This is a genomic window from Paenibacillus paludis (genome assembly GCF_042610515.1).
In the GTDB taxonomy this organism is placed as follows: domain Bacteria; phylum Bacillota; class Bacilli; order Paenibacillales; family Paenibacillaceae; genus Paenibacillus_AQ.
On sequence record NZ_JBGJZP010000013.1, the window covers coordinates 42,984 to 62,972 of the forward strand.

The following is a 19,989-nucleotide window of genomic DNA, read 5'->3' on the forward strand; positions in this document are numbered from 1 at the left end:
AAAGAAGGCCGTTAGCCCATGATGGGCTACGGCCTTCTTCGTACTTACATGTTTTTATTGACTAAGCGTTTCTCCACCTTCAATCCGCACAGTGAACGTGTGGTTATTGGAGGCTTCCTCAATTTCAGTATAAGCCCAGTGTGTCGTTGGTACGTCAGGCCAGCTTGGTGTGGTGACACCGTATAACGGTCCGCGTCCGAACAGACGATTGACAACCTTTACGGCTTCAGCGCGTGTCAGGCTGCCGGTTGGACGGTACGTACCGTCCTCATAGCCATTGAGAATACCAGCCTTGTTTGCGGCCTCAATTTCTCTGGCGGCCCAGTGGCTAGCCGTATCCTTGAATCCGCCGGATGTAATAGCCGTAGTCTCCAGCTTCTTGTATCTCGATGCAACGGCAGCTATTTCTCCGCGGCTGATAGGGGCATCCGGAAGGAATAGGCCTTTATCGTTACCCTGCATCAACCCTGCCTCCTTGACGAATTGAATCGCACCCTTCGCCCAGTGACTGTCCTTCACATCCGGGTAAGTGGAAGCAGCCGGTGCAGCGGCGTCATAGCCAAGGTTTCTCGCCAGAATTGCGGCCATTTCCGCACGGGTAATGGAATGGTTCGGCTTGAAGGTTCCATCTGTAAAGCCGTTGATGAAGGCTTTATGTTGGTTCAGCTGCTGCTGTTGCTGCTGCTGCGCTGCCTCTGTTGCCGCCAAATACTGCTCCCAGCCTTCCATGTTCAGAATGGTGAAGGTACTGAATTTGTTCACCTCGAACTGCAAGCCAAGCTCGCCGGATTTGTAATCAACAACCTTTGCCTTCTTCAGTTCCTTGTCGCCATCACTATGCTCGATAAAGATGACCAGATTGGACAGGAAGTCTTCTCTTTCCGAGAGATTGGCTGGCAGCTGCACGTCACGCAGAGGGAGCGTTAATGTAACCGGTCTGCTCTGCATATTAGTCTCGATTGTCATCGGACGGGCGACGACATCAATTTGTTTGTCAGCTGCTATTTCTCTGACAATCCGCTCGATTCTTGCCCGGTCTTCAACCTCTTTGCGCAACGTCTGGTCTTTAATCGGTACTACATGGAAATATAGGTCTTCAGTGAAATTATCCAGTGATAATTGTGATATGAGAATTCTTACGTTCTCCGTGAAGATCTCCATGTTCACGTTGGAGCCGCCGAGCGTCTTAATCGCATCTTTAGGAACATTTACATTAATATCCGCAACCTGATCCTTCTCATCAGGGATCATGATCCGGGCCGTATTATCCAAGGATCCGGCAATTTTCCGGACAACCTCCTCTACCCGATCCGTGGTGAAGTTGACTACATCATGCAGGATTCCACTTGAATCCCGCGTGCGTTGGATAACCGTTTCAGCCAGCACAGAACCTTGACCCAACTGTCCTGATTCTACCTTCACGGTTATCCGCTCTGTCGACGCTGTCGCAATTGGTGCGACAGGTACCGCCGGTTCAGCTGTCGGCGTAGCTGGTGCTGACGTGGCCGGTGCTGGCGTAGCTGGTGTCGGCGTGGCCGGTGTTGGCGTGGCTGGTGTTGGTGTGGCCGGTGTCGGCGTGGCCGGTGTTGGCGTAGCTGGTGTCGGCGTGGCCGGTGTTGGCGTGGCCGGTGTTGGCGTAGCTGGTGTCGGCGTGGCCGGTGTTGGCGTAGCCGGTGTTGGCGTAGCTGTCGGTTCTACCGTTGGCGTTGCTGTCGGTTCTGCCGTTGGCGTCGCCGTCGGTTCTACCGTTGGCGTTGCTATCGGTTCTGCCGTTGGCGTAGCTGTCGGCTCTGCCGTCGGCGTTGCTGTCGGTTCTGCCGTTGGCGTGGCCGTCGGTTCTGCCGTTGGCGTAGCTGTCGGTTCTGCCGTCGGCGTTGCTGTTGGTGTCACCGTTGGTGTTGGTGTAGCTACAGGCTGGGCCTTAACAACTTTAACTGTGTATATCTTTACAGTCCCATCCTCAGCAGTGACCTGAATATCAAATACGTTGTCCCCTTCAATCAGATTATCTAGAGAGGCCCCGTCTCTTCCAGTGATTTGGCTTTTCGCCTTTCCATCAGCCACTATCGGACTCAGGACGATGGAGTTCACATCATTTCCTACCTCTACCGTATAATCGGAAACGGCAGGATCAAAAGCCGGGTCCAAAGCTCCGACATCTACACTAATACTCCCCAAAGTAGCATCGGACGAACGTGATTGTCGGGTGATTTCCACCGTGTACACACTTTCTGTCTTTCCATCCTGTGCTGTAACCTTCAGGTTTACGATGTTCAGCCCTTCCACCAGCGAAATAGGCATCGGACTATCTACCGTGACACCATTTACGGTTATCTGTGCATTCATATCCCCTTTGGCAGCATCCAGTTCAACCCGATCCACTTCATAGGGTACCGACAAGAAGTACTTGAAGACTTCAGCGGAGAACTGGGGATTCAGAGCTTCTGTTCCTCTTGCAGAGCTGACGGTCAAATCAGTAAGAGAGGAATCCTTCGGCAGAACGGCACGATTCACAGTAACGGAATAGGTTTTTTTAGTGCTGGCATCACCAGCCGTAACCTCTACTGTAATTTGATTCGTGCCCTCATCCAGTGCTACGCGGTCGCCTGTTACGCCGGTAGAGGTTCCATTCTTCTTCAAGATGTAGGTTGCCAGCTCATTATTAGTCCTAATTAAAAAATCGACGTCACTTACATTGTTGTCCACATTGACTGAATAATCACTGATGCCTGCCTGGAAAACCGGTGTTAATTCGCCAGGGAAAATCGTCATATTCAGCAGAGTTGCATCTTTACTTGGATTTCGCACCAGATTAATGGTGTATACCTGCATGCTTCCGTCTTGAGCCGTGACCTTAACTTCAATAACATTCAAGCCTGTGGTCAGAGGCACAGCGTTCAGGTCTTCGATCCAAACCCCATTCACAAATACGGAGGTGCTTGCATTTGCATCATCAACAACTGCACTTAGCTTAGCTACAGAAACTTCATCCTCGACCGTGCCGCTATAATTGAAAGTACCCGGAACGGATGTAAGGGTGATCGCATTATCCGATAAGTCAGTCATCGTCAACTCGAGCAAATTCGCATTTGACGAAGCTGCACGGACGATAGTTACCGTGTATTCCTTGGTAGTCACTTTATCAGCGGCCGTAACAACTACTGTAACTACATTTTCTCCTACATTCAAAGGAATAGGCACTCCCCCTGCCGACTCCAGCCCATTGATGGTATAGGTTGCCTGTTCATCACTTGTAATTGCTGCAACTGCCATGCTGGTAACATTGTTCGGCACATACTCATAATAGGTTGAAGTTCCGCGGTCGAAACCTCCCGATAATGTTTTGCCGGACAAAGTGATATTGGTCAAATCCGCATCGGAGGAAGCTTCACGGACAATCATCAAAACATAATTCTTTGACGTTATCCCATCCTGAGCCCTGACCAAAATATTGAATTCGTTGACACCAATCTGTAGATTTACCAGTCTTGGCTGAGCATTCGCCGCTACATTTCCATTCAGGCTGACCTCTGCGTTTGCATCCTCAGGAGTAGGAGTAATCGTAAGCTGAGAGACACTGTTAGCCACAGTCACACCATATCCGGTTTGATTTTTGTCAAAAGAAGGATCGGCTACTCCTTCTGAAAGGACCAAGCTGGACAGATCGGCATTGGAAGAAGCCTTTCTGATAATATTTACAAGGGTTGTTTTTACACGGACACCGCTCTGTGAAGTAACCACGATCTCAACCGTGTTCAGACCAACATTTAAGTTCTTAGTATAGGCATTATCATCAATATGAATATTGCCGTCCACTACAAGGCTTGCCGCAGCATCCAGAAGCTTTGGAGTAAGCTCCAGCGAGGACACCTCATTGGCAACCTCAACCGAATATCCCGTTTCGTTGTTATTAAAGGCCGGCGACAACGTTCCCGAAGAGACGGTCAATCCCGAAAGATCTGCCACATCCGAAGGTGCACGCAGAATAACCAGACTGTAAGACTTCTTCGTCACTCCATCCTGTGCCGTTACCTCGATCAAGTACTTGTTATTTCCTGCTGCAAGACCCGTAATGAGAAAAGGCGTACCACTTGGGTGATCCACGCCATTCACCTTAACGCTTGCACCTAATGCGGCTGTCGGAGTAAATTCCGCAGTCGTTACTGCGTTTGCGACTTCCATTGTGTAGTCCGCCTGATTGGTATTGAAGACTGGCGACGGTCCGCCCGGGGAAGCGGTCAGATTAATCAGAGAAGCATCCCCCAACAGCTTTCTCACAATCACAACGTCATAGGTTTTCTTTGTTTTTCCGTCCTCTGACGTTACTACAACGGAAATCAGATTCTTCCCGTAGGCCAAGCTGACATTCCCAGTGGCATCAACAGATTCCGTAGAACCAATAGCTCCACCGTTCAATGTCGCTGTAGAGAACAGATTCGACTTTTTCACGTCCACTTTAACCGAACTTACATCATTTTCGACGGTAGCGGTATAGTTGGACGTATTACTGCTGTAGCTTGGGGACAGCGCAATGGCTTGTCCGCCGCTGGACAAGGCCAGTCCATTCACCGCAGCCAGATTGGCATCATTTCCCGGATAACGGATGATATCAAGCTGATATTCCTTGAAATTGGATGAGAATTTATCGGCTACTTTAATCTTTATGGGCTTATATACACCCACAGTCAGGCCGCTGACAGTAAACGTAGGGTAGGAGCCCGTTACCGTGACGCCAGATCCATTGTCTGCGTACGCTGTTACATTTACATCAGCGGGATTCACCGCTCCTACATTTATATCGATACTGTTGTTCGGACTGCTTCCACTTTTGTTGGGAACATGCACTTTATTGTAGATAATCCCCCGGTTAAAAGCAGGTGCCATCACACCCACAGAGGGCGAAATGAATTTAAGATCAAATTTCCCGGCCACAACACTCAATAAAAAGCTGCTGTTGCTTGAAGTAATTCCATCGTTTACTGTGACTTTGATGGTGGAGGTGCCTGTCATGTTTGCTGCCGGAGTAAGATGGATACTTCTTTCCGGGCCTTCCCCTGAAAAGGTAATATTGCCATTCGTCAAAAGGGCCGTATTCGACGAGACCGCAGAAAGCGTCAGCATGTCGCCGTCATCCACATCGGTCACTTTAAACGGCTTGGATACAGGGGTATTCACCGGTGTTACCACGTTGGTGTTGAACCCTGTGTCGGACTGCCATCTGCCACTTACGATGCTGCCATTTCTTGCTCCCGTGGAGGAATCCTTGGCGACCGCTCCATCACTTGGATTATTGAATTTGTAGTTGGCCATCAGCCCCGCTTCAGATCCGCTCAGACTGGTGTTCATCTGACTTTCAATCTCCGCCTGGGTCTTTGCCTTATTCCATATCCGGTAGTCTCTCATGCCCCCCGTATAATTGGCATCCTGGGACCATGTACTCTCACCTATATAGTTATAAGCTCTCGGCAGATTGGAATTCTGCGCCTTGGCTTTAGCCATGTCCGTCAGATCCATAAATCCGCTGCCTTTCAGAATCCCGTTCCAGTAAATATAAGCCTTTTTCTCCACATGATTATATACGGCGGCCACATGGACCCATTGATTCAAGGGCAATCGCTCCGTTGTCCGCACCAGGTAAGCTTTAACTCTGGTACCCTTTTGCGGCAACGCTTCAAGTGCTATTCTCCCTGTATTTCCTTCAAACGTAAAATGCAAATTAAAGTTATCAGGACCGTGAGAGGTATCAAAGATACGCCCCCATGACGGAGCACTGCTGGCGTTCACCCACGTTTCAATCGTGAGGGAATTAGCATATATGTCCAGATCCGGAAGGGTTACGTATCCCCTTCCGTCAAAATCAAGGTAATCATTGCCCCCAGACTCGGAAATATAAGGAGTATCGTTAACAGGCAGCACTTTGACCTGCGCGGTTTCCTCAAATTCCCCAAAAGCCGATTCTTTTCCTGTATAGGCCTCATTCACATTTACATAGTTTGGAGGATTTCCGCTGGATTCCGCTGGAATCAACCAGTCGCGGTACTTGATGCCTACAGTTCCGTTCCAATCCTTCTTCGGAACAAACCGGATCATTACACCGCTGCCTAACACAACAATCTTGCCCGGATCAGGAGCTACAATCGACAGCCATACGCCCGAGTTGTTTTTGTACTGCCATTGCCCGTTGGTGTTATCCACCTCGGTGATGCCAACTCCGCTTTGATTTAAATCTGAAATGTTTTTCCCCGCAGGTTCCAGCGTGTCCTCGAGAATGGTATCCAGCGGTATTGAAGTCTGTGCCTGAGCAACATAGGGTATACCGTAAAAATTGCTAATGATCAGGATGACAACCAAAGCCATGATCAAGTGTTTTGATCCTCTTTTTATTCCCACAAATTCAGCCCCATTTTTCTAAGATGTCCTTGCTGTTCAACTATGTCTGTTCTGCCCTCCCTGGCTTTGTCTGGAAAACGCTTATAATCTAATATATCGGAATTTTAGGTAGCGCTGATTATGTCGAATTTATAGAATTTATTGTTAAATTCAAAAAATTGTTACTGCTCCATGGTGGTCAATAAGTAAACTAAAGTAGTATATACAACCTTTCTCTGCCAATAGTAAGCTTAAGTTAGCTTATAATCCCAAGATTATTATGATTAATATAGATGGGAGAATCGGATAAGGGAGTGGAGTATATGCAAGGATTGTCAGTGGCTATCTGCACGAGGAACCGGGTACAGGACCTGACACGGTGCATTCATTCTATAACTAAACAAAGCATAGGCCGGACGTATCCTATAGAGGTCATTATCATTGATGACGGAGAGATTCCCGAAGGAACCCTCAAGGGGTTCGAAGCCTTATTGGCCGGTTGCGGTTATCCCCTTTTGTACCACAGCAAAACTGAACGGGGATTATGGCTGTCCCGAATCAAGGCGGTGGAGCTGTCTACTATGGACAAGATCCTCTTCCTTGATGACGACGTCGAAATCCCCGATCATTATCTGGCCACTTTAATCCAAACCTACCTCGACCATCCGAACTGCGCAGGTGTCGGCGGGGTCGCCATCGGGATGCGCAACAGCTTCCTCGGCACGATCCGCTGTCTGCTCTCCTTCCAGCAATCTCTATCGAGCGGCAAGCTTTCCTTAAGCGGCCAGGCCGGCTCCATGTACAATTGGCATAAGGCACGGAAGATCTTCAAGACAGAGTTCCAGCACGGCTGCAACATGTCCTTCAAGAAAGAGGCCATTCAAGACCTCAAACCCGTCCCCTGGCTCCAAAGCTACAGCGTCGGTGAAGACATTCTTATGTCCCGGATCGCGCAAGGTTCCGGCCCCCTTTATATCAATCCCGAACTTAAACTTCTGCATCATGAGTCCCCGGCCTCCAGAGACAATCTTGAGAATGTAGCTTATATGAGAGTGCTGAACCATGTGCATTTGCTCAAGGATAAACGTTCGGGACCTGTCGGTTATCTCGCCCTGGTCTGGACGACGCTCTATCTGATTTTGCGGGAACAGCCCAAGAAGAATACAGCTGCCATCAGCGGCTACAAAAAAGGGCTGAGAGAAATATTTTCCAGGCAAACCGCCGGTTAATCCATCAAACCTCAGGAAGGGAGTGGCCGCATGAGTGTGAGCATTGTAGTGCCCATGTACAATTTAGAACGTTATTTAACACCTCTGCTGCTCTCACTCCTGGAACAGAGCGGGAAGAGGTTCGAGCTGATTATGGTCGATGACGGCTCAACAGACCGGACGTATGAGGTGGCCGCTGACTTCCTGGAGAAGCATCCTGATCTGCGTTCGAAGCTGATCCGCACTCCCAATTCCGGAGTGAGCGCCGCAAGAAACACCGGTTTGGCCTCAGCTACAGGAGATTACGTGCTGTTCCTGGACGGAGACGATTACGCCGACAGCAGCCTGGTGCTGAGTATTGAGGGCGCCACGCGGACCACGGATCCCGATGTGGTCTGCTGGGGCTACAACCTCGTCCGGGAGGATCAGTCGACAATTGTAAGCTTCACTTCCGGTCAGTCCGACACTACGGGAAGCGAGGCGCTGCAGAATATTTTTGTACACAAAAGCCTGAGAATCTGGACCGGAAGCATTGCCTTCAAGCGGAGCTTTCTCCTGGAGAACGACATCCGCTACACGGAGCGCTGTGTGAACGGAGAGGATCAGGAATTTATCTATAAAGCCTTATCCAGAGCGTCCCGGGTGATCTCGATCCCCGACGTATTATCCTATTATGTGCAAAGGACGTCATCCATTACAGGCACGTATAATGTGAACAAATTTGATGTCGTCGCTGCCTTCAAGCGGGTGGATGAATACTTCAAAGCCCATCCCTTCAGTGAGGCCAGCACCATCTCGGAGCTCCTCCTGACCCGGGAGATGACGGAGAACTACTTTTACAATCTCAAGACCTGCCTGAACGGCACCTCGGGAATCCGCATGCGTGACCTGCTTCATGACATTGAGAAGACCTACCCTCATTTGAACCACGAGATGCTGCTCATTATGAAACGCTACAGCGGGGATGACAGACAGCTCGCTTTTAGAATCAAAGCCTTCTTAATTTCCCCGCCTTTATATGCGCGGTTGATCCACATGGACAGAAGCTGGCTCCAGTTCAAACATAAGCTCAAAACCATGATCACCAGAAAGGAAATTAAGATATGAAGAAGATGATGATAAGCGCATATACAGAATTCAATTTGGGCGATGATTTGTTTATCAAGGTACTCTGCGAACGGTATCCGGATACCCGGTTTATGATCATCGCTCCCCGTCTATACAAGCTGGTATTCAAGGACATCAAGAACCTCAAGGTCTACGCTTCGGACTCCGTCCTGTTCCGGGGAATTAATTATGTCTTCAGAAAATTAAAGCTGCATAACAACTTTCTGCAGAGATTTCTGGGTGATCAGTCAGATGGAACCGTACATATCGGCGGGTCTATTTTTATGCAGGGAGAACACTGGGCGGAATATGTGGCGAACGCGGAAGCCATGCGCAACAAGAGCAAGCCGTATTATTTGATGGGCGCCAATTTCGGTCCCTTTACGGATGATGAGTATTACCAGGTGCACCGGCGGATTTTTCCGGAATATACCGACGTCTCTTTCAGAGAGCAATACTCCTATGATTTATTTAAGGATTTGGGCAATGTCCGAATGGCTCCGGATATTATCTTCCAGCTGAAATATAACGCAAACGAAACCTCATCCGGACAAAAACCTCCAGCGGGCCAAACGATTGCGATTTCGGTGATTAAGCCGTCGTCCAAGAACTTAAGCGGTTTTGACAACCTCTATTATGAAAAAATGAAAGATGTTGCAATCTATTTCATCAAGCAGGGTTATGCCGTGCATTTCATGTCATTTTGCCAGCATGAAGGCGACCAGGAAGCCATTGGGCAGATTATCGGTCTGATTCCGGCAGAATTTCAGGAGCAGACCCATGTTCACCTCTATAAAACAAACATAGATGACATCCTCGCCGCGCTGGCAGGTGCCAGCTGTATTGTCGCTTCCAGGTTCCATGCGATGATTCTGGGCTGGGTGTTTGACAAGCCTGTGTTCCCGGTGGCCTACAGCAGCAAGATGGTCAATGTCATGCAGGATGCCTATTTTACCGGAAAATACACCGATTTCGCCCATTTGGCCGAGCTTACGCCGGAAGAGGTGTATGACAGCATGGCCACTAACCGGCTTGACGTGACGCTGCAGGCAAATCAGGCAGAAAAGCATTTTGAACAATTGGACGCTTATCTGTCACCGGCACCGTTGATGGAAGGGAGAAGAAGCTATGAAAGCTAAACGGAGTCTGCTGAACCTCGGCTTTGGCCTTACCAGCCAGGTGATCACAATTATTCTCGGCTTCTTCATTCCAAGACTGATTATGGTCAACTACGGCTCCGAAGCCAATGGTCTCATTGCATCCATCGTGCAGATCATCAGTTACTTCGCCCTGCTTGAAGCCGGGGTCGGTGCAGCTTCGCTGCAGGCTCTGTATAAGCCGATAGCCAACAATGACCGGGGTCATATCAATTCGATTCTCGCGGCAACCTCCAGCTATTATAAAAAAACGGGAATGTACTATTTTATCTCCGTCGTATTGCTTGCAGTCATTTATCCGCTGGTCATCCACTCGGAGATCAACAAAGTGAGCATCATGGCGATTATTTTATTCTCGGGTCTGGGCGGAGCCATCAACTATTACTTCCAGGGCAAATTCAGAATTCTGCTGATCGCCGAGGGTAAAAGCTATGTGGAGACGTCCATCGTCACCATCGCAAATATTCTGAACAATGTCGTGCGGATCATCCTGCTGCTGCAGGGCGTGAACATCATTGCCGTGCAGGCTTCGTTCTTCGTGCTCACCCTGCTGCAGATCGTCGCCTTCTATTTCTATTCGAAGAAATATTATAAGTGGATCGACCTCAGCCACAAGCCGGATTTTGCAGCCATTGGCCAGAAGAATTCGGTTATGGTGCATGAGATTTCCTATCTCATCTTCCGCAATACGGACGTGTTGATTCTGACTATATTTACGAACCTGAAGATCGTCAGCATCTACGTGATGTACAACATGATCTTCACCATTGTCGACAATATCGTCCAGACGGTCAACGGAAGCATAAAGGCCGCCTTGGGCCAAAGCTACCATGAGGGCAAAGAGGCCTTCGTGAAGTTCTATGATGCTTACGAGGTCTATTTCATGGGTCTCATCTTTGCCATTCTGACCGTTGTCTATATCATCATCCTGCCGTTCATGAAACTGTACACGGCCGGCGTCAACGATGTGAACTATATTAATGCCTGGCTGCCGGTTCTATTCGTGGTGATTAAATTGTTGACCAATGCCCGCACCACCTCCAACAATATCATTACGATTGCCGGACATTTCAGAAACACCCAGTTCCGCTCTATTATGGAGTCGGCGATCAATCTGGGGGCTTCGATCATTTTCGTCATCTTCTTCGGAATTTATGGCGTGCTGATGGGCACCATCGCCGCGCTGCTGTACCGTTCCATTGATATTGTCGTCTATGCCAGCCGGGTATTGCTGGAGCGCAGTCCATGGATCACTTTCCGCAGATGGCTGACCAATGTTGCGGTCTTCGCTGCCATCGTTTTTGTCACCACCAAGCTCAACCTCAGCATTACCTCATACACCGGTGTGATTCTGTGGGCCGTGCTGCTCGGCATCATCATCCTGCCCATCTATTTCCTGGTCGGATCGCTGATGGAACGCGAGGTATTCCTTTATACCTGGGGTTATCTCAAAGGCTTCCGTACGAAGCTCAAGCTGAAGCGTAAAGTTACAGCCGGGCAGGCTTAAGCAGAGTGGAATGTATGAGATGTGTGATGTGTGATGTGTGGGGACGCGCAGGATGCGGGAGTTGCGTAAGATGAGCGCTAATTTACTGAATGCCACGCTTTAATCGCACTTTATACAACTAAAATCGGGTATTTTGGGGCGAAAAGAGAAGTAGTTGTATTCCGTACACTTAAATAGACTGACTTCGGGTAAAACGAACCGCATCGCTAGTTTTAACTGCACAAAATGCAGTTATTACTCAAAAGTCCCTGTGTAAGCACCCTATAGTTGCACTAAATACACTTATACAGACGGCGGCGGCGCTGCAGGATTATCCTCCGGTTCGATATTTATGACAAAACATAAGCGTATGCTTCCGTAGCAAGTTTTGCACGAAGTACATCAATGAAGCAGATGCTAACAAAACTTTGAGGAGGGCTGAATATGGATCACAGCGAGGAATTGCAACAGGCCGGCTACCGATTACTGCATCAGCTCCATGACGATATTCAGCATTTTTCCGCCGAAGAGCTGTCACGCGAAGCCATTGTACGCCGGGGCCGGGAGATTAGCAGCAAGGAAAGCGCACCCGCGATCCAGGAACATCTGGCAACCTTGACTGAAGTGATCGAGGCTTATTTGGCGGGGAGAGCGGCTGAGGATGCGCTGGAGTACTATTTATTGCGCCAATTTCATATTGAATTGAATACGATTGAGGGACTGCTTACGCAGCTTGCCAGACTCAGCAGCGGAACCGGAGAAACAGAGAACCTGCTGCCTGAATCCGCCGATCCGGCTGTTTATCCGAAGGTCAGCGTCATTATCACTACTTATAATAGAAAAGACTTCCTGCATCAGGCGATTCAGAGCATTCTGCGGCAGGATTATCCCCATAAAGAAATTACCGTCATTGACGACTGTTCCAGCGATGGCACGGACGAGATGATGCACACGAATTTTGGCGGTGACCCGCGTGTCATCTTCATGCAGAATGAAACCAACAGCGGGCCGGGGAATAACCGGCGCAAGGCTTTTGCCGCTCATGGAGACGGTGAATATATTCTGTTCCTCGATGATGACGACTATCTGATTGACTCCAGTTATTTAAGCAGAGCTGTGAATTTTCACCTGACGCATCCTGAGGCATCATTTGTGGCCGCAAACGTATTTCTGGAATACTCCAAAAGCCGGAAGCTCACGATCTCCAGCCTGCAGCTGGCCAGCATTACCGGCAAAAAGGATTATTTCATGAATTTCGAGCAGAAGGGTTATCCCAAGCCTGCCTCTACACTAACCACAGTCTTCAAACGCGAAGCGCTGATGAGCATGGACATTCTGAGCATGAACATGGTCAACGATGCGTCGATTTACCTGCGTGCCCTGCTGATCGGCGATGCCGGGTTCATTGATTGTTTGGCCGGGGTGTACCGGATTCATGGCAATAACATCACCTTTCATCTCAGCCAGTCGTTCCTGATCGAGAACCTGGAGGAGAAGCGGCTTATCCGCAATATGGCGATTGAACGCTACGGCTACAATAAGCAGGAAATGAACGAGTGGTTCAACCACAATGTGTATGACACGATCTCTTACTACCTGATGAATTCGGCCAAAAGTCATACCGACTTTAAGTTCATGTATAACTGGGCCAGCAGCCATTCCCCCAAAGCTTACAGCCAGCTGAAACGCCAATTCCGCACCAAGCTGATGAAAAAGCAGCTGTTGCGGGTATCCTTCGTTCGTTCGCTGCTCAACCGGTAACTTCGACTGCGCCCATACTAATGTAGTAACGTAGTAACCAGACACCTCACAGGGTGTCTTTTTTTCGTGTAACCAATACCCTGTATAAGACAAAAACAAACTATTGCAAGACAAAAAACAGCACCCTCCTTCATCGGGAGGATGCCATTTGAACCTTGTTACGCTTGTTTTATCAGCTGATCCAGCAGTTCTACCGCTGCGCCAAGCTCTGCTTTGGGGATACTGCCATAGCGGTCACCGATATGCATCTCAAAAAAGCAGGAGGTTTCCCCTGTTTCCCTCAGCGATGCAGTCAGCCCCACTCCGGTTTGCTCATACACTGTAACCAGTATCGGCTCAAGCTGCTCCTTGGCCATGGCAAAATGGACATGGAACATGTTCGAGACCGGCTGCTGCGGAAGTGTAGACACCTTATGGCAGCCACCCAACAAAGCAGCAAGCTCCTTGGCTTCCTCATAGTATTGTCCCATCTTGCCGGCTCTCTGCCGGTAATAATATTGGGCCGGGACAATGTACGGGTAGAGGCTGACCAAGTCGCCGCCATGCCGCCGTTTCCAGATCTTCGATTCCTCTGTAAACTCCCTGCTGCCCGCGAGAATGGCACCGGCGATGCCGCCAATCCCTTTATAGAAGGAGATATATACGCTGTCAAACAGGCTGCATACCTCAGCCGCCGTCTTCCCGTAATACGGCAGCACCTCAAACAATCTCGCGCCATCGAGATGCAGAATAATGCCCTGCCCGCGGCAATAGGCGGAGATGGCTTCAAGCTCGGCATACTCGGGCAGCTGGCCGCCGATTTCGCGCTGCGGCAGCTCCAGCAGCAGACAAGCAATGTCCCTTCCGATGTTCTTCACATCATCCAGTGTAATTAAGCTGTCCTTATCCGCAAGAAGCAGCGGCTCGATATGATGCAGCTCTTTAAGCCCGTCCTGCTCATGAATCTCCAGATGGCATAAAGGATGATATGCTACCGTCTTCATTCCCTTACGGTCGCACCAGATTCTTAGAGCAATTTGCTGGGCCATGGTCCCGCTGGGAAAAAAGACCGCCGTCTCCTTCCCGAGAACTTCCGCCATTTCGGCCTGGAAATCCTCGATCAGCCCGCCCCCTCCGTAAATATCGCTGTCCGTCTGTCCATCCACTCCGGCAAAGGCCTCTTTCAACACTTCAATCTCGCGTTTCCCGTGTCCGGCCAACTTCATAGCCGTGGCGTTAAAGGCTTCAAGCAGTGATTTTGTCTCACTCATCCCGGTAAATTCTCCCTTCATCTATACCTACATCTGCATCGAATACCTTAAATTATATCATTTCAGGCCAAAACTCCTGAATTTTTTGAATGTTCACGTTTTATTCCCCGTACCGAGATGAAATAAATTGACCGCTGTGCTACAATATTGAAATTGCAAAGGCAATCGCTTAGGGAGGTTTATTATAACACCATGCTTATTATTGGTATCGCCGGCGGGACCGGTTCCGGCAAAACGACAGTAGCTCGCTCCGTCATTGACCGTCTGGGAACAGACAAAGTGACGTTCATATCTCAGGATAACTACTATAAAGACCATTCTTACCTCAGCATGGCTGAGCGCGGAGCAATCAATTACGATCATCCGCTGGCCTTCGATACGGAACTGCTGATTGAGCATCTGGATTGTCTGAAAGCCGGACAAGCTGCGTACGCTCCAGTGTATGACTTCACAGTTCATGCCCGCTCCACTGACAAGACGGTTGAGCTTGCGCCCAACAACATTGTTATTCTCGAAGGGCTGCATGTGCTTTCCGATGAGAAGCTGCGGGAACAGCTGAACATTAAGGTATTTGTAGATACAGACCCGGATGTGCGTATTCTCCGCCGGGTGCTGCGGGATATTGAAGAACGCGGCCGGACCATCCGCTCCATTCACACGCAATATCTGACGACGGTAAAGCCAATGCATGAGGCGTTTATCGAGCCTTCCAAGAAATACGCCGACCTCATCATCCCTGAAGGCGGACAGAATCAGGTTGGCATCGAATTGTTGTCCGTATTGACCGAGAAATATCTTTCGGGCGATGAGCAGTGGAACGGAAACACGCGGTAAACAAGTGGAAACGGATATCGTCCTCAAACAGGACGGTATCCGTTTCGGCGAGAAATAGAATTTTGAAATGATACGTAACAGGTACCGTCCTTTTTATAGGGAGGGTACCTGTTTTTTAAAGTAACATCAGTAATCCATGGAATGAAAGCTCCACTTTGACAGTGGATTCTAGTCAGGAAAGCAAATCGGCATCAAACAACCCCCCCCAATTCACACTATAGAGTTATATAACCTTACACTCATATGAAATTTTCATGTTTTTTCAGCAACAAAATATAAAAAAACCATACCGAATGTTATTTTATTTGACTGGTAGCGCTTTATTCAATAAAATAAGGGTTGATTATTTCTGGTTCTTCCACTATGATAATGTCATCAGGTGGATTTAAAAGTTAAAGCGGTTAAACTTTATAAATAATAAATACAGTAATATTGCCTTTTTACGACATTTATTTACGACAAAAGTTAAAGCGCTTATACTTTTAAGATCGAAAGGTTGGTGTGTCCGTGATTAAGAGTGAGAGCAGGCGTCGGACGTTCTACATGTATCTGTTTATTTCGCCCTGGCTTATCGGTTTCCTGGTCTTCGCGCTGTACCCCATCATATCATCGCTTTACTACAGCTTCACCGATTACGACATTATTCACCCTCCCAGGTTTATCGGCCTGGCCAACTACACAGAAATGTTTCACAATGATCTGTTCTGGAAGTCGGTAACGGTCACGCTTAGATACACCTTTATCAGTGTTCCGGTACAGATGCTGCTGGCTCTCGGCTTTGCGCTGCTGCTGCACCAGACGATTCCCCTGCGGGGCTTCTTCCGGACAGCAATGTATTTTCCCAGCATGGTGTCAGGCGTCGCGATGTCTCTACTCTGGTACTGGATCTTCAATCCACAGATCGGCCTCTTCAACTACATGCTCTCCTGGTTTGGCATTCACGGCCCGGCCTGGCTGATGAGTCCGGACACCGCACTGTATGCCCTGATCATCATGTCCTTCTGGACAGCCGGATCCGGTATGATTCTCTTCCTTGCAGGGCTGCAGGGCGTGCCGTCCAGCCTAATTGAAGCCGCCAGACTGGACGGTGCGGGCCGCTTTAAAATTTTCAAGAACATTACGCTGCCGATGATCTCTCCCGTGCTGCTCTTCCAGCTGATTATGGGCCTGATCGACTCCTTCCAGGTCTTTACCCAAGCGTTCGTCATGACGCAGGGCGGTCCCAATTATTCCACCTGGTTCTATGTTTACAATCTGTACAACACCGCCTTTAAGGAATACCGGGCAGGGTACTCGTCAGCTCTGGCTTGGGTGCTGCTGATCGTCGTTCTGGTGTTCACGGCCATCATTATGAAGCTGTCCAACCGTTATGTTCATTACGAAGGAGGGGAACGCCGATGAGTACCGTCAAGGCCACCAGTCCCCGGGTGCCAACTTCCCATTCCCGGCGGAAAGCGGATCCCGTAAAGATCGCCAGCTTCATTACCTTGCTGATTACAACCTTCCTTATGCTGCTTCCGCTCTTCTTCATGGTCTCGACTTCCCTGAAATCGAAGCGGGAAATGCTGAAATTTCCGCCGACCTTTCTCCCGGAGAGCTGGGCCTGGAGCAATTACACGGAGATTTTTGATACGCTGCAGTTCGGTACACTGTATAAGAACAGCCTGATCATCGCCGGACTCACCGTCATTGGCACCCTGCTCTCCTCGGCACTGGTGGCCTACGGCTTCGCCAGATACAGAGGCCGGGGCAACCAGCTCTGGTTCGCCCTGCTGCTGAGCACGATGATGCTGCCTTATCCGGCGATCATGATCCCGCAGTTCGTGCTCTTCTCCAAAATGAACTGGATCGATACCTTCCTGCCGCTGGTCGTGCCTGCATTCTTCGGTTCCGCCTACAACATCTTCCTCTTGCGGCAATTCTTCTCTACGCTGCCCGAAGAGCTGTTCGACGCCGGACGAATCGACGGCTGCGGCGAACTGAAGATGTGGCGTACCATTGCGCTGCCGCTGTCCGCACCGGCACTGGCGACCGTCGCCATCTTCGCTTTTATTTACAGCTGGAACGATCTGCTCACACCGGTGCTCTACTTAAGCTCCTCGGACAAATTCACACTGCCGGTCGGCATGGCCTCGCTCACCTCGTCGCGGTTCCGCATCCCGCCTTGGCATCTGCTGATGGTCGCCTCCGTGCTGGCTATGGTTCCAATCGTCACCCTGTTCGCCGTGGCCCAGAAGCAGTTCGTGGAAGGCATAGTACTGACAGGCATCAAGTAATCTCCGCTGTACTTTTGGCGGCCAAATATACTTGAAATGATGGAGGGATTCGCTCATGAAAAGGAACAGTACAAGGAAGTCATTCGCACTGCTGCTTGCAGCGTCCATGGCCTTGATGGTGATGCTGTCAGGCTGCGGAGGAGGCAAGTCGGCAAGCAATGTGGCCCCGGGAAACAAAAATACCGGAGACTCCGGCGGTTCAGAGAAACAAGTGACCATTACCCATTACACGATTGATTCGGAAGACCGCACCTTTATCGAAAAGCTGATTCCCGATTTCGAGAAGGAGCACCCGAACATCAAGGTCAAGGTGGAAAAAGCGCCGTATGAGCAGTTTGACAGCAAGCTCCAGACGCTGATTGCCGGAGGCAAATCTCCCGATGTCACCAGCCACTACGGCTACGGCGGGTTCGCAGAATATTACAACAAAGACATGCTGCTTGATCTGACCGACCTGATCGCGGAGGAAGGCTTCAAAGCCGGAGATTACCACATACCGGATAACCTGATGAAGATCTACACCGTAAACAACCGTACCTACGGCATCCCGGTCAATATGTATGTCACCCTGATGCTCTATAACAAAGATATGTTCGATGCTGCGAAGCTGTCCTATCCGCCAAGCGACTATGAAGATAAGAGCTGGACGTTTGAAAAGATGGTCGAGGAAGCAAAAAAAATGACGCTCATCTCCGACGATATCGCTAAAACACAATACGGTGTCGACTTTACCTGGGCCGAGCGGGATATGCGGCCGCTGTATTTTGGGGCGGAGCCTTACTCCGAGGACACCTGGACCAATGGCGGCGTTCCTTCCGAAACTCATTTTGATTCTCCGGAGGTTATTGCCGCATACCAAAAGCTGTTCGATCTGATCTTCAAGGATAAAGTCTCACCGAACTCCGAGTGGAGCAAAAGCGTAGCCGGCCAGAACGGCGATCCATTCGTCGCAGGCAAAATCGGCATGTCGATCGGCGGCTCGTGGAACCTCGCGGGAGCCAATGATTTCCCGTTCAACATCGGCGTGGCCGCAGTGCCATGGGGCGGCAATGACAAGGTGCGCAGCACCCTGTTCGTCGACCCGCTAATGATTCTGAAGGACTCCGAACATCCGAAGGAAGCTTTTGAATGGATTCAATTCCTGCTGACGACTGAAGTTCAGGAGAAATCGATTGAGCTGAGCGGCGGCAACCCGCCTGTGAACACCGAAGCAGCAGAAGCCTACTACAAACATTTTGACGGCATTGATCCCGAGGATGTGAAGAAGGTATACGAAGGCGCTGTTAAATATGGCTATGAATCCTACAACCACCTCATCACTAAATATTCGCAGATCAATGATATGTTCATCAATGAGCTGCAGCCTGTCGAGACCGGACACAAAACCCTTGAAGAAGTGATGCCGGTCATTCAGAAGAAAGTTACCGAAATTATTAAGAGATAAGACGTTTAGCGGATATTCCGTAAGCCTTGTATACTGGAGATAGAATATAGCTTCGGAAAATCCGCCGCAAGGAGCGCTAGCGATGAAAGTAAGTATTTTTGATGTAGCCAAAAAATCAGGATTGTCCGTTGTCACCGTCTCCCGGGTGCTGAATGGCGCCGGGACGGTGCGGGAGAATAACCGCCAGAAGGTGCTGGATGCAATCAAGGAGCTGGATTATCGGCCCAATGCGGCTGCGCGCAGCCTTGCCAGCGGCAAGACCGGGATTATCGGCCTTATCGTAACGACACTGCAGGATTCCTTCTTCGATGCCGTGGTCAAGGAGCTGAATGACGTGCTTGCCCTGCACGGCTACTACCTGGCCATCTCCATCTCGACAGGCATCGACTTCAATGAGAACCACTATCTGATTCAGGAGGACCGGGTAGATGGCCTGATTCTGCTCTCCCCGATGCAAGAAGACAATTATATTGTGGAATTGAAACGGCGCGGAATCCCCTATGTGCTGATTGATAATCAGCAGGAGGGGAACGACGCCTATTCCATCACCATTGATAACTTCAAGGGCGGCTATGCCGCGGGCAGCCATCTGCTTGAGCTTGGCCATACCTCCATCGCCCACCTCTGCGGCAATGAGATGTTCCGCAGCACACGGGAGCGGCGCGGCGGCTTCCTGCAGGCCCTGCAGGAGAAAGGGCTGGAGCCGTTTGAGATTGTCCATGGCGATTTCGATATCGGCATGGGCTATGACACCGGCAAACGCTGGCTGCAGGCGGGCAAGCTGCCCACGGCTGTATTCGCCGGGGATGACAATATCGCGTTGGGATTGATCAACGCGCTGATGGAGGCCGGCATCTCCGTGCCGGAGGAGGTAGCCATCGTCGGATATGACGACCACTATATCGCCTCACAGCTGCGCCCGCATCTGACAACTTTGCGCCAGCCGGCGGATAAGATCGGGCTTGCCGCTGCCGATATGCTGCTCAGACGCATCAACGGAAATATGAAACGCGGTGCTAACATCCGGATTGATCCGGAGCTGATTGTACGTGACTCCACCTCTTCCAGGTAGAACCGCACCTGCAATCATTCCACCT

General features: G+C 49.9%; 12 protein-coding genes. 10 read left to right on the plus strand and 2 right to left on the minus strand.

What is annotated here, in order from left to right; genetic code table 11:
• Positions 1-54 precede the first annotated feature (54 nt).
• On the minus strand, positions 55-6,357 hold the full coding sequence (locus ACAN56_RS22580) for a cadherin-like beta sandwich domain-containing protein (RefSeq protein ID WP_379145917.1): 6,303 nt from the start codon (positions 6,355-6,357) through the stop codon (positions 55-57).
• A 335-nt stretch (positions 6,358-6,692) separates the two neighbouring features.
• Between ACAN56_RS22580 and ACAN56_RS22585 the strand changes: the two genes are divergently transcribed.
• The 5 genes from ACAN56_RS22585 (at position 6,693) to ACAN56_RS22605 (ending at position 13,088) form a co-directional block, all read left to right on the plus strand.
• On the plus strand, positions 6,693-7,598 hold the full coding sequence (locus tag ACAN56_RS22585; protein WP_038584833.1) for a glycosyltransferase family A protein: 906 nt from the start codon (positions 6,693-6,695) through the stop codon (positions 7,596-7,598).
• A gap of 30 nt (positions 7,599-7,628) precedes the next feature.
• Entirely contained in the window at positions 7,629-8,684 is a 1,056-nt protein-coding gene (locus ACAN56_RS22590; RefSeq protein ID WP_038584831.1) for a glycosyltransferase family 2 protein, read from the plus strand.
• Entirely contained in the window at positions 8,681-9,823 is a 1,143-nt protein-coding gene (locus ACAN56_RS22595; protein WP_379145826.1) for a polysaccharide pyruvyl transferase family protein, read from the plus strand. Before ACAN56_RS22590 ends, ACAN56_RS22595 begins: the two co-directional genes overlap by 4 nt.
• The gene (locus tag ACAN56_RS22600) at positions 9,813-11,348 is read left to right on the plus strand and encodes a lipopolysaccharide biosynthesis protein (RefSeq protein WP_038584826.1); all 1,536 of its coding nucleotides are present in this window, start codon (positions 9,813-9,815) and stop codon (positions 11,346-11,348) included. The genes ACAN56_RS22595 and ACAN56_RS22600 overlap by 11 nt, the downstream gene beginning before the upstream one ends.
• A gap of 423 nt (positions 11,349-11,771) precedes the next feature.
• Positions 11,772-13,088 carry a glycosyltransferase family 2 protein gene (locus ACAN56_RS22605; RefSeq protein ID WP_379145827.1) on the plus strand — a complete coding sequence of 439 codons (1,317 nt, stop codon included), beginning with the start codon at positions 11,772-11,774 and terminating at the stop codon, positions 13,086-13,088.
• Positions 13,089-13,246: 158 nt separating this feature from the next.
• On the opposite strand, the gene ACAN56_RS22610 is transcribed toward ACAN56_RS22605, so the two are convergent.
• The gene (locus ACAN56_RS22610; RefSeq protein ID WP_379145829.1) at positions 13,247-14,338 is read right to left on the minus strand and encodes a threonine aldolase family protein; all 1,092 of its coding nucleotides are present in this window, start codon (positions 14,336-14,338) and stop codon (positions 13,247-13,249) included.
• Positions 14,339-14,530: 192 nt separating this feature from the next.
• Between ACAN56_RS22610 and udk the strand changes: the two genes are divergently transcribed.
• The 5 genes from udk (at position 14,531) to ACAN56_RS22635 (ending at position 19,964) form a co-directional block, all read left to right on the plus strand.
• Positions 14,531-15,172 (plus strand): uridine kinase, encoded by a 642-nt coding sequence (udk, locus tag ACAN56_RS22615; RefSeq protein WP_038584819.1) that lies wholly within the window; start codon positions 14,531-14,533, stop codon positions 15,170-15,172.
• A 507-nt stretch (positions 15,173-15,679) separates the two neighbouring features.
• Complete coding sequence (locus tag ACAN56_RS22620) at positions 15,680-16,573, plus strand: carbohydrate ABC transporter permease (RefSeq protein ID WP_379145830.1); 894 nt, start codon at positions 15,680-15,682, stop codon at positions 16,571-16,573.
• Positions 16,570-17,448, plus strand: coding sequence for a carbohydrate ABC transporter permease (locus ACAN56_RS22625; protein ID WP_038584816.1), 879 nt, complete (start codon positions 16,570-16,572; stop codon positions 17,446-17,448). The genes ACAN56_RS22620 and ACAN56_RS22625 overlap by 4 nt, the downstream gene beginning before the upstream one ends.
• Before the next feature lie 55 nt (positions 17,449-17,503).
• Positions 17,504-18,892 carry an ABC transporter substrate-binding protein gene (locus ACAN56_RS22630; RefSeq protein ID WP_038584813.1) on the plus strand — a complete coding sequence of 463 codons (1,389 nt, stop codon included), beginning with the start codon at positions 17,504-17,506 and terminating at the stop codon, positions 18,890-18,892.
• An 82-nt stretch (positions 18,893-18,974) separates the two neighbouring features.
• Positions 18,975-19,964: a LacI family DNA-binding transcriptional regulator gene (locus ACAN56_RS22635; RefSeq protein WP_038584810.1), complete on the plus strand. Its 990-nt coding sequence runs from the start codon at positions 18,975-18,977 to the stop codon at positions 19,962-19,964.
• The last annotated feature ends 25 nt before the right edge of the window (positions 19,965-19,989 follow it).

What these genes read in the sequence shown, in the direction of transcription:
- ACAN56_RS22580 (WP_379145917.1), bottom strand. Translation starts at nt 6,357, where the DNA reads ATGGCTTTGGTTGTCATCCTGATCATTAGCAATTTTTACGGTATACCC.
- ACAN56_RS22585 (WP_038584833.1), top strand. Translation starts at nt 6,693, where the DNA reads ATGCAAGGATTGTCAGTGGCTATCTGCACGAGGAACCGGGTACAGGAC.
- ACAN56_RS22590 (WP_038584831.1), top strand. Translation starts at nt 7,629, where the DNA reads ATGAGTGTGAGCATTGTAGTGCCCATGTACAATTTAGAACGTTATTTA.
- ACAN56_RS22595 (WP_379145826.1), top strand. Translation starts at nt 8,681, where the DNA reads ATGAAGAAGATGATGATAAGCGCATATACAGAATTCAATTTGGGCGAT.
- ACAN56_RS22600 (WP_038584826.1), top strand. Translation starts at nt 9,813, where the DNA reads ATGAAAGCTAAACGGAGTCTGCTGAACCTCGGCTTTGGCCTTACCAGC.
- ACAN56_RS22605 (WP_379145827.1), top strand. Translation starts at nt 11,772, where the DNA reads ATGGATCACAGCGAGGAATTGCAACAGGCCGGCTACCGATTACTGCAT.
- ACAN56_RS22610 (WP_379145829.1), bottom strand. Translation starts at nt 14,338, where the DNA reads ATGAGTGAGACAAAATCACTGCTTGAAGCCTTTAACGCCACGGCTATG.
- udk (WP_038584819.1), top strand. Translation starts at nt 14,531, where the DNA reads ATGCTTATTATTGGTATCGCCGGCGGGACCGGTTCCGGCAAAACGACA.
- ACAN56_RS22625 (WP_038584816.1), top strand. Translation starts at nt 16,570, where the DNA reads ATGAGTACCGTCAAGGCCACCAGTCCCCGGGTGCCAACTTCCCATTCC.
- ACAN56_RS22630 (WP_038584813.1), top strand. Translation starts at nt 17,504, where the DNA reads ATGAAAAGGAACAGTACAAGGAAGTCATTCGCACTGCTGCTTGCAGCG.
- ACAN56_RS22635 (WP_038584810.1), top strand. Translation starts at nt 18,975, where the DNA reads ATGAAAGTAAGTATTTTTGATGTAGCCAAAAAATCAGGATTGTCCGTT.